We start from the raw sequence: 13,055 nt of genomic DNA, 5'->3' as shown, positions 1-13,055 counted from the left end.
GGCCAATTCGACGCAGTCGAAGCCGGATGCGAAACGGTGCTGTCTCAATCAGCAATAATTATTGAGTATCTGGTTCCTTAGGAACTTCGCTAAAGACCGAGCGGATCGTTTAGGCGATTTTTCGACGATTTGGGGGATATTGATCCGCATGTGCGGGATTGTCGGCATTCTCGGGCGCACGCCGGTTGCAGAGCAATTGGTGGATTCGCTCAAACGTCTTGAATATCGCGGCTACGACTCCGCGGGCGTCGCCACGCTCGAAGGCAAGCATCTCGCGCGCCGCCGCGCCGAGGGCAAGCTGAAGAACCTGGAGAAGCGTCTCGAGGCCGAGCCGCTCAAAGGCACGACCGGCATCGGCCACACCCGCTGGGCCACCCACGGCAAGCCGACCGTCAACAATGCCCATCCGCACGCGACCGAACGCGTTGCCGTGGTCCACAACGGCATCATCGAGAATTTCCGCGAGCTGCGCGAGGAGCTCGAGAAGAAGGGCACGGTGTTCCACACCGAGACCGACACCGAGACCGTGCTGCATCTCGTGGACGATCTGCTCACGCGCGGCAACAAGCCCGTGGAAGCGGTGAAGCTGACGCTGGCGCGGCTGCGCGGCGCCTTCGCGCTCGGCTTCATCTTCGCCGGTGACGACGACCTCATGATCGGCGCCCGCAACGGCCCGCCGCTCGCGATCGGATATGGCGACGGCGAGATGTATCTCGGCTCCGACGCCATCGCGCTCGGCCCGTTCACCGACACGATCAGCTATCTCGAAGACGGCGACTGGGTCGTGCTGACGCGCAAGGGCGCCACGGTCTTCGACAAGGACGGCCACGCTGTCCAGCGCGAGAAGATCAAGCATGCCGCCTCGACCTCGCTGGTCGACAAGGCCAATTACCGCCACTTCATGGCCAAGGAAATTCACGAGCAGCCGGAAGTGGTCGGCCACACGCTGGCGCGCTATGTCGACATGGCAACCGAGCGCGTCTCGCTGCCGGTCAAGCTGCCGTTCGACTTCAAGAGCATCCAGCGCATCAACATCACCGCCTGCGGCACCGCGAGCTATGCCGGCTTCGTCGCGAAATACTGGTTCGAACGCTTTGCGCGCGTGCCGGTCGAGGTCGATGTCGCCTCCGAATTCCGCTACCGCGAGGCGCCGTTGCGGAAGGGCGATCTCGCCATCTTCATCTCGCAGTCGGGCGAGACCGCCGACACGCTGGCCGCGCTGCGCTACGCCAAGGCCGAGGGCGTGCACACGGTGGCCGTCGTCAACGTGCCGACCTCGACGATCGCGCGCGAGAGCGAGACCGTGCTGCAGACGCTGGCCGGTCCCGAGATCGGCGTCGCCTCGACGAAAGCCTTCACCTGCCAGCTCATGGTGCTGGCAAATCTTGCGATCGCGGCCGGCAAGGCCCGCGGCGAATTGTCCGACGAGGACGAGACCAAGCTCGTTCATGGCCTCGTCGAGATCCCGCGCCTGATGTCGGACGCGCTCACCACCGAGCTCCAGATCGAGAAGCTCGCGCGTGAGATCGCCAAATCGCGCGACGTGCTCTATCTCGGCCGCGGCACCAGCTTCCCGCTCGCGCTCGAAGGCGCGCTGAAGCTGAAGGAGATCTCCTATATCCATGCCGAGGGCTATGCCGCCGGCGAGCTGAAGCATGGGCCGATCGCGCTGATCGACGAGACCATGCCGGTCGTCGTCATCGCCCCCTATGACCGCGTGTTCGAAAAGACCGTCTCCAACATGCAGGAGGTTGCCGCCCGCGGCGGCAGGATCATCCTGATGACGGACGCAAAGGGCGCGGAGGAGGCGACCGTCGAGTCCCTCGTCACCATCGTCATGCCCGACATGGCGGCCGCGTTCACGCCGATGGTCTATGCCGTCCCCGTGCAGCTGCTCGCCTACCACACGGCGGTCATCATGGGCACCGACGTCGACCAGCCGCGCAACCTCGCGAAATCGGTGACCGTGGAATAGGCAGAAGGGATCAGGCCGGAACGCTAGGTAGTCTTCCAAAACCTGCTAGAAGACCCTAGCTTGAGTGCAGCGACCGACCTGGAACCCGAATGACCCCCCGCGACGACGCGCCTGCGCCGCTTGATCCCATCCCGGAACCGCATACCGGCCTGATGGGCCGCTTTCGCAATTATTTCCTCACCGGCCTCGTCGTGACGGGGCCAATTGCCATCACGCTGTATCTGGTCTGGTGGTTCGTCACCTGGGTTGACGGCGTGGTGCGGCCGTTCGTGCCGTTGGCCTACCGGCCCGAAACCTATCTGCCGTATGTCGTTCCAGGTTGGGGACTGATTGTCGCATTCTTCACGCTGACGCTGGTCGGCTTCCTCGCGGCCAATCTGATCGGCCGGACGCTGGTCGATATCGGCGAGACCTTCCTCGGTCGGATTCCGGCGGTGCGCGCCATCTATCGCGGCCTGAAGCAGGTGTTCGAGACGCTGTTCTCGGGCAAGGGCTCGAGCTTCCGGAAAGTCGGCCTGGTCGAGTTTCCGTCGCCGGGCATGTGGTCGATCGTGCTGATCTCGCAGTCGCCGAACGAAGAGGTCGCGCGCAGCCTGCCGGGGCAGGAGGAGCACGTCTCCGTGTTCCTGCCGTGCTCGCCGAACCCGACCACGGGCTTCTTCTTCTACGTGCCCAAGAGCAAGATCGTCGAAGTCGACATGAGCACCGAAGATGCCGCGACCCTGATCATGTCGGCCGGCGTGGTGCAGCCGGGCTCGGCGCCCGACCCGAAAAAGGCCGCCGCGCTCGCGGGCATGGCGAACGCCGCGCGCATCGCCCATGCGTCCGCGCTCCAGCCCCAGCCTGCGAAGGTGGAGTAGGGCCATTCCCGTTTCGGATGGCCGCATTCGCGCAAGCACTTTCGTCCTCTGCTAGTCTTCCGGTTGAATTGAGCGCCTCGCTCGGAATTCGACCTGGAGTGCATGATGACGAAGACCATTGCGATCCTCGCGCCCGGCGCCATGGGCAGCGCCGTGGCCCGCCGCCTTGGCGAAAACGGTGCGCGCGTGCTGACGTCGTTGAAGGGGCGTAGCGAGGCGACGCAAAAGCGCGCCGCGGACGCCGGCATGATCGGCGCCGAGGACGACGCGATCGCGGAGGCCGACATCATCCTTTCGATCGTGCCGCCGGGCGAAGCCGTGGCTTTGGCCGAACGCCTGGCGGCGCTGATCGTCCGGCGCGAGAAGAAGCCCATCGTCGTCGACTGCAACGCGGTCAATGTCGATACCGTCCAAAGAATCGAGGAGATCATCGGCTCGGCGCAGGCGCCGTTCGTCGATGGCGGCATCATCGGCTTCCCGCCGCAGCCCGGCGGCAAGAGCCCGGCCTTCTACCTGTCCGGCGAGTACGCCGGGGATCTCGCGGTACTGAAGGATCTCGGGCTCGACGTGCGGATTGTCGAGGGACCCGTCGGCGCGGCCTCCGCGCTGAAGATGTCCTATGCCGGTATCGTCAAGGGCCTGGCCGGCATCGGCTCGGCCATGGTGGTCGCGGCCACGAAGGCGGGCGCGGCTGACGCGCTGCGCGACGAGCTCGCGCTGAGCCAGCCCGCGGTCCTGGCCCGGCTCGAAGTCGCGCTGCCGGACATGATCCCGAAAGCCTATCGCTGGGTCGCGGAGATGCGGGAGATCTCGGGTTTCCTCGGGCCCGACCATCCGGCGAGCCAGATCTACGAAGGCTTTGCGCGCTGGTTCGAGCACCTCGCCGCGGACGCGAATGGCGAAGCGGTGGATGCGGCACTGCTGAAGGCCTTCGCAGCGCGTGTCGCGCAGAAGAAGGCCTGACCGTCCAGTCTGAAGTCACGGCGATGGATCACTCGCCGTGCACTGAAACCGACTCCAGAAAACCCTGGATGTCCCGGTCGCGTCTCAGGCGCACGACCGGGACATCGGGGCCATATTGAAGGCGCTCGGCCTCGATGACGGGCACGCGCTCGGTGTCGTAGCGCCACGCCTCCTTCATCAGTTTCCAGTCGAACTGTTCCGGACATCCCTCGGGCAGATCGGGTCGCGTCGTGTCGCGATCGAACGCGGAGCGCCAGAGAATGCGCCACTGGCAGAGCCAGCGTGGGCGGTCGATGACGACCAGGGTGTCGGCACGCGCAAGCGTGAGATCGAAGGCGAGCCCCGAGAAGCTGCCGTCGATGACCCATGCGTCGCCCGCGATCTGCTCCGCGACGCGTAGACGGAAGCTGGCCTTGTCGGATGGCTTCCATCCCGGCCGCCAGTAGAGCACGTCGAGATGCACCACGGGCAGTCCAAGCTTCCGCCCGAGACTTCGGGAGAGGCTCGTCTTTCCGCTTCCCTGAGAACCGACGACGATGACCCTGCGCATGAGCGCAAGGTTTCATAAAGTCGACCGCGGCGAAAGGGTGAGTCTTCTGAAGCGGCTCTATCCACTTCGTCATTGCGAGCGCAGCGAAGCAATCCAGCCTGTCTCCGTGGGAAGATTCTGGATTGCTTCGCTGCGCTCGCAATGACGGGGAGGAGACGCCGCACGCCCCGTCTGCTATTGTTTCTGCGGAGACAGATGGATGCAATCGGAGTTCGAATGAGAGTGCTGGTGATCGGCGCAGGCGCGCTTGGAGGCTATTACGGAGCTCGCCTGGTCCGAGCGGGCGGCGACGTGACCTTTCTGGTGCGAGCGAAGCGCGCCGAGCAATTGCGGCGGAATGGATTGCAGGTCGTGAGCCCGCATGGCGACTTTGCCGTGCAGCCGAAGATCGTCCTGGCTAACGATCTCAAGGAGACGTTCGACGTCGTGCTGGTCGGGGTGAAATCCTACTCGCTCGACGATGCGATGGCCCAGTTTGCCCCGGCCGTTGGCGCCAACACGATGATTCTGCCGATACTCAACGGATTGAAACATATTGACGCTCTGACCGCGAAGTTCGGTGCTGCGCGCGTCCTCGGCGGCCTGGCGAACGTCAGCGCCGGGCTCGACGCAGATGGTCGTGTCGTTCAGTTCATGGCCAATCAGACCATAGTCTTCGGCGAGACCAACGGGGCGCTGAGCGAGCGTGCCTTCGCGCTGGAAACATTGCTCCATGTCCCCGGCATCGACGTGCGCGCCAGCGAAGCGATCATGCAGGACATGTGGGAAAAGTTCGTCCAGCTCAGCACGCTCGCTGGCATCACTTGCCTGATGCGCGCAAGTATCGGCGATATCCTGGCGGTGCCGAACGGCGAGCAGTCCATTTTCCGGCTGTTCGCGGAATGCTGTGCCGTTGCAACGGCGTCGGGTTTTGAGCCACGCGCCCCGTTCATCGAGTTCGACCGGAAACTGTTCACCACCCTGGACTCGCCGCTCAAGGCTTCGATGCTGCGCGATATCGAGCGTGGTTCGGTCACCGAAGCGGAGCATATCCTGGGCGATATGGCCAATCGCGCCCGCACGCTCGGTATCGATACGCCGCTGCTGGATCTGGCCCGCGCGCATGTGGCGGCTTATGAGGTCGGGCGCCGAAGAGCAGCAGGCTAACCCGCCCCGATCAGCGGGATCGCCTCGTCGCGCTCGTAGAGATACAGCAGGCACCGCAGCGCCTCGCCGCGCTCGCCCTTCAGCTTCGGATCGTCTTTCAGGATCCGCAGCGCTTCGTCTCTAGCCTGGGTGATGAGCTGGCCGTGCACCTCCGACCGCGCGATGCGGTAGCCGGGCAGGCCGCTCTGGCGCACGCCGAGCACGTCGCCTTCGCCACGCAGCTTCAAATCTTCCTCGGCGATGCGAAAGCCGTCGGTGGTCTCGCGGATGACCTTCAGGCGTGCCTTCGACATCTCGCCGAGCGGCTCGCTGTACAGCAAGAGGCAGGTCGAGGCTTCCGAGCCGCGACCGATGCGGCCGCGCAGCTGGTGCAGCTGGGCCAGGCCAAACCGTTCGGCGTTCTCGATCACCATGATGGTCGCGGCCGGCACGTCGACGCCGACCTCGACCACGGTGGTCGCAACCAGAAGGCCGATCTCATGGGCGGCGAACTGGCCCATCACACGGTCCTTCTCGGTGCCCTTCATCTGGCCGTGGACGAGGCCGACGCGGTCGCCGAAACGCTTTTGCAAGCTCTCGAAGCGTTTGGTCGCGTTGGTCAGGTGCTCGGTGCCTTCGGCCTCGGATTCTTCGACCAGCGGGCAGATCCAGTAGACCAGCTTGCCCGCCTCCAAGGCCCGGCCGATGCTTTCCGTGACCTCATTGAGGCGGCTCATCGATATGGTGCGGGTCTCGATCGGCTGGCGGCCGGCGGGCTTCTCGCGCAACTCGGAGATGTCCATGTCGCCGAAATAGGTCAGCACCAGCGTGCGCGGTATCGGCGTCGCACTCAGCACCAGCACGTCGACGGCGGCGCCCTTCGAGGTCAGCGCGAGGCGTTCGCGCACCCCGAAACGATGCTGCTCGTCGACGACGGCCAGGGCGAGATCGCTGAAGATCACGTCGTCCTGGATCAGCGCATGGGTGCCGACGAGGAGATTGATCTCGCCGGCTTCGAGTTGCGCCAACAGCTCGCGCCGCTCCTTGCCTTTCTCGCGGCCGGTGAGGATGGCCACGCGCAGCCCTGCGCGCTCCGCGAGCGGGGCAATGGTCTTGATGTGCTGCCGCGCCAGGATTTCCGTCGGCGCCATCAGCGCGGCCTGTTTGCCGACTTCGGCGACGGCAGCGGCCGCCAGCAGCGCCACCACGGTCTTGCCCGAGCCGACATCGCCCTGAAGCAGGCGCAGCATGCGCACGGGCTGTTTCAGATCCTCGGCGATGGCGGCGATCGCTTCTCGCTGCGACGACGTCAATGCATAGGGCAGGGCGTCGATGATCTTGTTGCGCAAGTGACCGTCGCCGGCGTTGCGGACGCCGGCCGGGCGGCGCAATTGGGCGCGGATCAGGGCCAGCGCGAGCTGGCCGGCCAAGAGCTCGTCGAAGGCGAGGCGTGACCAGTAGGGCTTTTCGGGCAGGATGTCGGTGAGTTCGACCGGCTGATGCACGCGGCTGAGCGCCTCGGTGACCGTCGGAAAACTGCAGCGGCGCATCACCTCCGGGCTGATCCATTCCGGCAGGGCGGGCAGCTTCTGCAGCGCTTGCGCGACCGCGCGTCGCAGCGAGCCGAGCGCCAGACCCGTGGTCAGCGGATAGACCGGGTCGATGCCCGAGAGCTTCGAGATCGCCTCCTCGTCGAGCACGCGGTCGGGATGCACAATCTGCGGGATGCCGTCATACATCTGCAGCGTGCCCGAGACGTAGCGCTTCTCGCCCATCGGCAGCAGCTTTTCGACATAGCCGGGCTTGGCGCGGAAGAAGGTCAGCACGACGTCGCCGGTGTCGTCGCTGGCGTAGACGAGATAGGGCGCGCGGGCGTTGCGCGGCGGAGGCGGGCGATGGCGATCGACGGTGACCTCCAGCGTCACCATGGTTCCCTGGACGGCGTCGCGGATCTTTGGCCGCGCACGGCGGTCGATGACCTGGCTCGGCAAATGCAGCAGCAGGTCAACCAGGCGCGGCGTCTCGTTGCGGCTGAGCAGGTACTGCAGCAGCTTGTCCTGCTTCGGACCGACGCCGGGCAGGCTGGTCACGGGAGCAAACAGCGGATTGAGCAGGCTGGGGCGCATGAGAGCGAATCTAGGATCGTTTCGGCCCGTCATGCCCGGCTTTATGCCGGGCATCCACGTCTTTTTTCGCGGCGCCCACGCGGGCAGCGGGCCATGCCAAATCGAGGGCTGACAGGGGCGGTCCGAGTGGCTATATCACCCCGGCCCGGCACGTCCGGGCTTTCTGCGTTTGACTGGATCTGAGACATGACGGGAACGACACGATCGAGCAACGGGCTGGACGATCGCCGCAAGCGGCTTCTGTTCCGCTGCTGGCACCGCGGCACGCGCGAGATGGACCTGATCCTGGGCCGCTTCGCGGATGCCGAGATCGGCAATCTGTCCGACGACGAGCTGACCGAGCTCGAGACCCTGCTCGAAGAGTCCGATCCCGATCTCTATGCCGCCATCACCGGTGACAAGGTGCTGCCAGCTGATGTCACCGGCGCGCTGTTTGCCCGCATCAAGGCGTTCCCGATTACGGACGGCGATTTATGAAACAGGGGATGAAGTCGCCGGCCGAGCTGCTCACGCCCGGCCGCGCGCTGACGCTTGCCAATGTTGCCGAGGGCGCCGAGGGCCTCGTCATCTCCGATCTCGCCCGCGCCATCGCCGCGCGGCCGAAGAAACCGGCCGTCAGCCTTGCCGTGGTCTGCCGCGACGGCGGGCGAATGCAGCAGCTCGAGCGCGCGCTGCAATTCTTCGCGCCCGATTTGCCGGTGCTGACCTTTCCGGCCTGGGACTGCCAGCCCTATGACCGCGTCTCGCCGCATGGCGGCATCCTGGCGCAGCGCCTGACCACACTGGCGCGGCTTGCGCCGCTGACCGGCAGCGACAAGCCGCTGATCGTGCTGACCACGGTGAACGCAATCCTGCAGCGCGTCCCTGCGCGCGAACTCGTTGCCGCGCAGGCGCTGTCGGTTGCGCCGGGCAACGTGGTGCCGATGGACACCATCGTCGCCTGGCTCGAGCACAACGGCTACAACCGCTCCTCGACCGTGCGCGAGCCCGGCGAATATGCCGTGCGCGGCGGTATCCTGGATCTGTTTCCGGCCGGCCTCGACCAGCCGGTCCGCTTCGACTTCTTCGGCGACAGCCTGGAATCGATCCGCTCCTTCGACGCCGAGACCCAGCGCACGATGCTCGACATGCGCTCGCTCGACCTCGTGCCGATCTCGGAATTCCAGCTCGTCACCGACACCATCCGCCGCTTCCGCATGGGCTATGTCGCCGAGTTCGGCGCGCCCGAGCGCGACGATGCGCTGTACGAGGCCGTCAGCGAGGGCCGCCGCCATCCCGGCATGGAGCACTGGCTGCCGCTGTTCCAGGACCGGATGGACACGCTGTTCGACTATCTGCAAGGCGCAGCCATCGCGATCGAGCCTCAGGCCGAGGACGCCGTTCGCGAGCGTTTCAAGCAGATCCAAGATTACTACGAAGCCCGCCGCGATGCGATGGAGCATCCCGGCGGCGGTGCCATCTACAAGCCGCTGCCGCCCGACAGGCTCTATCTCACCGACGAGGAATGGACCAGGCGCGAAAGCGAGATGTCGCTGGTGCGGCTGACGCAGTTTTCGGTTCCGGCCGATGGTGTGACGATCGTCGATGCCGGCGCGCGCAAGGGCCGCGACTTCGCACCCGAACGCAATGACGCCACCGTCAACGTGTTCGAGTCCGTCGTCAGCCACGTGATGGCGCTGCATGCCCAGCGCAAGAAGGTCGTGATCGCGCTCTGGAGCGAGGGATCGCGCGACCGCATGACCTCGATGCTGCGCGACCACAAGCTGACCCACACCACCAGCGTCAACGCCTGGCGGACGGTGCAGGCGACCCCGCGCAACGAGACCATGCTCGCCGTGCTCGGCCTGGAGGCCGGGTTCGAGACCGATGAGATCGCGCTGATCAGCGAACAGGACATCCTCGGCGACCGCCTGGTGCGGCCGCGCAAGGCCAGCCGCAAGCTCGACAATTTCATCTCGGAGGTGACGAGCCTCACCGCCGGCGACATCGTCGTCCATGCCGACCACGGCATCGGCCGCTTCATCGGCTTGCAAACCCTCGACGTCGCCGGCGCGCCGCATGACTGTCTTGAGCTGCATTACGCCGCCGACGCAAAACTGTTTCTGCCGGTCGAGAACATCGAGCTGCTGTCGCGCTACGGCTCCGACCAGACCACGGTCGAGCTGGATCGTCTGGGCGGAAGCGGCTGGCAGACCCGCAAGGCGAAGCTCAAGAACCGCATTCGCGAGATCGCGGGCGAGCTGATCAAGATCGCCGCCGCGCGCCATTTGCACGAGGCACCAAAGCTGCCGGTGCAGCCGGGCCTCTACGACGAGTTCTGTGCGCGCTTCCCCTACGACGAGACCGAAGACCAGCTCGGCGCCATCGAATCGACCTTGAAGGACCTCGAGCTCGGCCGTCCGATGGACCGGCTGATCTGCGGCGACGTCGGCTTCGGCAAGACCGAGGTGGCCTTGCGCGCGGCCTTTGCCGTCGCGCTCGAGGGCAAGCAGGTCGCGGTCGTGGTGCCGACCACGCTGCTCGCCCGCCAGCACCACAAGACCTTCACCGACCGCTTCAAGGGCTTTCCGGTGAACGTGGCGCAGGCCTCGCGCTTGGTCCCGACCAAAGAGCTGAACCTGGTTAAGAAGGGCATTGCCGACGGCTCGGTCGATATCGTCGTCGGCACCCACGCGCTGCTCGGCAAGGCGATCAAGTTCCGCGATCTCGGCCTCGTCATCGTCGACGAGGAGCAGCATTTTGGCGTCACCCACAAGGAACGGCTGAAGGCGCTTCGCTCCGAGGTGCACGTGCTGACGCTGTCGGCGACGCCGATCCCGCGCACGCTGCAACTGGCGTTGACCGGCGTCCGCGAGCTCTCGATCATCGCATCGCCGCCGGTCGACCGCCTCGCGGTGCGCACCTTCGTCGCCCCGCACGATCCGTTGATGATCCGCGAGGCGCTGCTGCGCGAACGCTATCGCGGCGGCCAGGCGTTCTACGTGGTGCCGCGCATCGACGACCTCGCCGAGGTCAAGGACTTCCTCGACAAGAACGTGCCGGAGATGAAGGTCGCGGTCGCGCACGGCCAGATGCCGCCCGCGGTGATCGAAGACATCATGACCGCCTTCTACGACGGCAAGTTCGACATCCTGCTGTCGACCACCATCGTGGAATCCGGCCTCGACATTCCCAACGCCAACACTCTGATCGTGCATCGTGCCGACATGTTCGGCCTGGCGCAGCTGTATCAGCTCCGCGGCCGCGTCGGCCGCTCCAAGCTGCGGGCCTATGCGCTGTTCACGCTGCCGGCGCAGCAGAAGATCACCGCGCAGGCCGAGCGCCGGCTCACCGTGTTGCAATCGCTGGAGACGCTGGGCGCGGGCTTCCAGCTCGCCTCGCACGACCTCGACATCCGCGGCGCCGGCAACCTGCTCGGCGAGGAGCAGTCCGGCCACATCAAGGAAGTCGGCTTCGAGCTCTACCAGTCGATGCTGGAGGAGGCGATCGTCAACCTCAAGGCCGGCGTGTCCGAGCCCGCCGCCGACCACTGGTCGCCCTCGATCACCATCGGCATGCCCGTGCTCATTCCGGAAGACTATGTCGGCGACCTCTCGGTGCGGCTGTCGCTGTACCGGCGGCTCGCCGATCTCGACACCGAGGAGGAGATCGAGAACTTTGGCGCCGAGATGCGCGACCGTTTCGGCGTGCTGCCCGACGAGGTGCGCTATCTGTTCAAGGTCGCCGCGATCAAGGCGTTCTGCCGCACGGCCAATGTCGGGAAGATCGATGCCGGACCGAAGGGCGCGGTCATCGCCTTCCGCGACAATTCGTTCGCCCACCCCGATCGCCTGGTGTCGTTCATCCGCAGCTACGGCCAGGCCGCCAAGGTGCGGCCGGACATGAAGGTGGTGTTCCTGCAGGACTGGGAGACACCGGAAGAGCGTCTCGCCGGCACCACCGAGATCATGCGGCAGCTGGCACAGCTGGCGCAGAGCAAGAAGGCGGCGTAATTGTTCCGAGCGCCACCGGAGCGGTACTCGGATACAAGACAGCGGCATATGGCCACTTGCGGAATGATCGAACGACAGCCATGTTCGATTCGTCGAGTTCGGCCGACGATTTGGCCTCGCCGCTGATAGCGTGCCCGACTGATGACCTGATTCGTGTGACCCGCGACTGGTTTACCGGCCGCGGGTTTTTTGTACCGCAAAGCGGGGCTGCCCCGCCCATTGAAACTTCTGAGGTCGCGAGCGTGTCTATCAATATTGATTCAGGCCAGGAACACGGTGACGAACACGACGACGTCATGTATCCGCAGGTCCTGCCGTTCATATTGGTCCACGCGGGATGCGTCGCGGCGATCTGGTCGGGCGTCTCGTGGCAAGCCGTTACCATTTGCGCGGTTCTGTACTGGTTGCGCATGTTTGCGATCACCGCCGGCTATCACCGGTATTTCTCGCATCGGGCTTACGCGACCAGCCGGGTGTTTCAGTTCATCCTGGCCTTCCTGGCCCAGAGTAGCGCTCAGAAAAGCGTCCTCTGGTGGGCTGCCAAACATCGCCATCATCATCTTCACTCGGATACGGCGCAGGATGTGCATTCGCCCCGGCACAAGGGCTTCCTCTACAGTCATCTCGGCTGGATCTTCTACCGGCAGCACGATGCAACCGATCTGGTGAAAGTATCGGATCTGGCGTCGTATCCCGAGTTGATGTGGCTGCACAAACTGGAGCTTCTGCCGGCATTCGTGCTCGCGGGCCTCTGCTTCCTCATTGCGGGGTGGTCAGGACTCGTGGTCGGCTTCCTCTGGAGCACGGTGCTCGTGTATCACGGCACGTTCTGCATCAACTCCCTCGCACATGTTCACGGCCGCAGGCGGTATGTGACCGGTGATGATTCCCGCAACAACTGGCTGCTCGCTCTCGTCACGATGGGCGAGGGGTGGCACAACAATCACCACGCCTATCAGGCCAGTGCTCGACAGGGCTTCCACTGGTACGAGATTGATCTCACCTATTATATCCTGGTGGCATTGTCCTGGCTCGGGATTGTCCGGGATCTGAAGATGCCGCCCAAGCAGGTCCTGCGCAATGAGCACCGGTTGGGATCACGCGTGATCAAGCAGGCGGCCGAGCAGCTCGCCGCTCGCTTCAATCCTGAACACATCGCACAGGCGATCAAGACGTCGATCCATGAGACCGAATTGTCGGTCCGGGACGCGATCATTCTGTTGCAGCAGCGTGCCGATTTGCGTCTGTCCACCATGCCGACTCGCGACCAGTTGCTGGCTGAAGCGCAGCGCATGTTCGCAAAGACGATGTCGCTGGACGACATCGTCGACCGGGCCCACGAGCTCCTGAAAGAGACTGTCGGCTTTCTCCTGGCCACTCCCGCTCTGGCGGCCGCCCCGAAATCGGGCGCGAATGGTGGCGCTTAGCGCGACGATCCCCGTACAAGGGGCGCGCTCGTGATCA

General features: G+C 65.0%; 9 protein-coding genes. 7 read left to right on the top strand and 2 right to left on the bottom strand.

The genetic code is table 11. The features are described 5' to 3' along the window. Positions 1-148 precede the first annotated feature (148 nt). The 3 genes from glmS (at position 149) to ABIB95_RS18385 (ending at position 3,798) form a co-directional block, all read left to right on the top strand. Positions 149-1,975, top strand: coding sequence for a glutamine--fructose-6-phosphate transaminase (isomerizing) (glmS, locus tag ABIB95_RS18395; RefSeq protein ID WP_354241028.1), 1,827 nt, complete (start codon positions 149-151; stop codon positions 1,973-1,975). 89 nt (positions 1,976-2,064) lie between these two features. After that, entirely contained in the window at positions 2,065-2,835 is a 771-nt protein-coding gene (locus tag ABIB95_RS18390) for a DUF502 domain-containing protein (RefSeq protein ID WP_071913762.1), read from the top strand. A 105-nt stretch (positions 2,836-2,940) separates the two neighbouring features. Further along, on the top strand, positions 2,941-3,798 hold the full coding sequence (locus tag ABIB95_RS18385; protein WP_038955477.1) for an NAD(P)-dependent oxidoreductase: 858 nt from the start codon (positions 2,941-2,943) through the stop codon (positions 3,796-3,798). A 28-nt stretch (positions 3,799-3,826) separates the two neighbouring features. Here ABIB95_RS18385 and ABIB95_RS18380 read toward each other — a convergent pair whose 3' ends face one another. Further along, positions 3,827-4,348 carry a P-loop NTPase family protein gene (locus ABIB95_RS18380; RefSeq protein WP_354241026.1) on the bottom strand — a complete coding sequence of 174 codons (522 nt, stop codon included), beginning with the start codon at positions 4,346-4,348 and terminating at the stop codon, positions 3,827-3,829. A 216-nt stretch (positions 4,349-4,564) separates the two neighbouring features. Between ABIB95_RS18380 and panE the strand changes: the two genes are divergently transcribed. Then, complete coding sequence (panE, locus tag ABIB95_RS18375) at positions 4,565-5,494, top strand: 2-dehydropantoate 2-reductase (RefSeq protein ID WP_354241024.1); 930 nt, start codon at positions 4,565-4,567, stop codon at positions 5,492-5,494. Here panE and recG read toward each other — a convergent pair. Then, positions 5,491-7,599: an ATP-dependent DNA helicase RecG gene (gene recG / locus ABIB95_RS18370; RefSeq protein WP_354241022.1), complete on the bottom strand. Its 2,109-nt coding sequence runs from the start codon at positions 7,597-7,599 to the stop codon at positions 5,491-5,493. The genes panE and recG overlap by 4 nt on opposite strands. Before the next feature lie 186 nt (positions 7,600-7,785). Between recG and ABIB95_RS18365 the strand changes: the two genes are divergently transcribed. The 3 genes from ABIB95_RS18365 to ABIB95_RS18355 all read left to right on the top strand — a co-directional run bounded on the left by ABIB95_RS18365 (position 7,786) and on the right by ABIB95_RS18355 (position 13,018). Further along, entirely contained in the window at positions 7,786-8,076 is a 291-nt protein-coding gene (locus tag ABIB95_RS18365; protein ID WP_028147879.1) for an FAD assembly factor SdhE, read from the top strand. Beyond that, positions 8,073-11,591: a transcription-repair coupling factor gene (mfd, locus tag ABIB95_RS18360; RefSeq protein ID WP_354241020.1), complete on the top strand. Its 3,519-nt coding sequence runs from the start codon at positions 8,073-8,075 to the stop codon at positions 11,589-11,591. Before ABIB95_RS18365 ends, mfd begins: the two co-directional genes overlap by 4 nt. A 296-nt stretch (positions 11,592-11,887) precedes the next feature. After that, entirely contained in the window at positions 11,888-13,018 is a 1,131-nt protein-coding gene (locus ABIB95_RS18355) for an acyl-CoA desaturase (RefSeq protein ID WP_354241159.1), read from the top strand. Positions 13,019-13,055: the final 37 nt, after the last annotated feature.

Origin of the sequence: Bradyrhizobium sp. LA2.1, assembly GCF_040547725.1 — a bacterium.
Taxonomy (GTDB): Bacteria; Pseudomonadota; Alphaproteobacteria; order Rhizobiales; family Xanthobacteraceae; genus Bradyrhizobium; species Bradyrhizobium barranii.
This window is presented reverse-complemented; position numbering and strand designations above follow the sequence as displayed.

Excerpts from the sequence above, each read along its gene's own strand:
- glmS (WP_354241028.1), top strand. The coding sequence starts at position 149 with ATGTGCGGGATTGTCGGCATTCTCGGGCGCACGCCGGTTGCAGAGCAA.
- ABIB95_RS18390 (WP_071913762.1), top strand. The coding sequence starts at position 2,065 with ATGACCCCCCGCGACGACGCGCCTGCGCCGCTTGATCCCATCCCGGAA.
- ABIB95_RS18385 (WP_038955477.1), top strand. The coding sequence starts at position 2,941 with ATGACGAAGACCATTGCGATCCTCGCGCCCGGCGCCATGGGCAGCGCC.
- ABIB95_RS18380 (WP_354241026.1), bottom strand. The coding sequence starts at position 4,348 with ATGCGCAGGGTCATCGTCGTCGGTTCTCAGGGAAGCGGAAAGACGAGC.
- panE (WP_354241024.1), top strand. The coding sequence starts at position 4,565 with ATGAGAGTGCTGGTGATCGGCGCAGGCGCGCTTGGAGGCTATTACGGA.
- recG (WP_354241022.1), bottom strand. The coding sequence starts at position 7,599 with ATGCGCCCCAGCCTGCTCAATCCGCTGTTTGCTCCCGTGACCAGCCTG.
- ABIB95_RS18365 (WP_028147879.1), top strand. The coding sequence starts at position 7,786 with ATGACGGGAACGACACGATCGAGCAACGGGCTGGACGATCGCCGCAAG.
- mfd (WP_354241020.1), top strand. The coding sequence starts at position 8,073 with ATGAAACAGGGGATGAAGTCGCCGGCCGAGCTGCTCACGCCCGGCCGC.
- ABIB95_RS18355 (WP_354241159.1), top strand. The coding sequence starts at position 11,888 with ATGTATCCGCAGGTCCTGCCGTTCATATTGGTCCACGCGGGATGCGTC.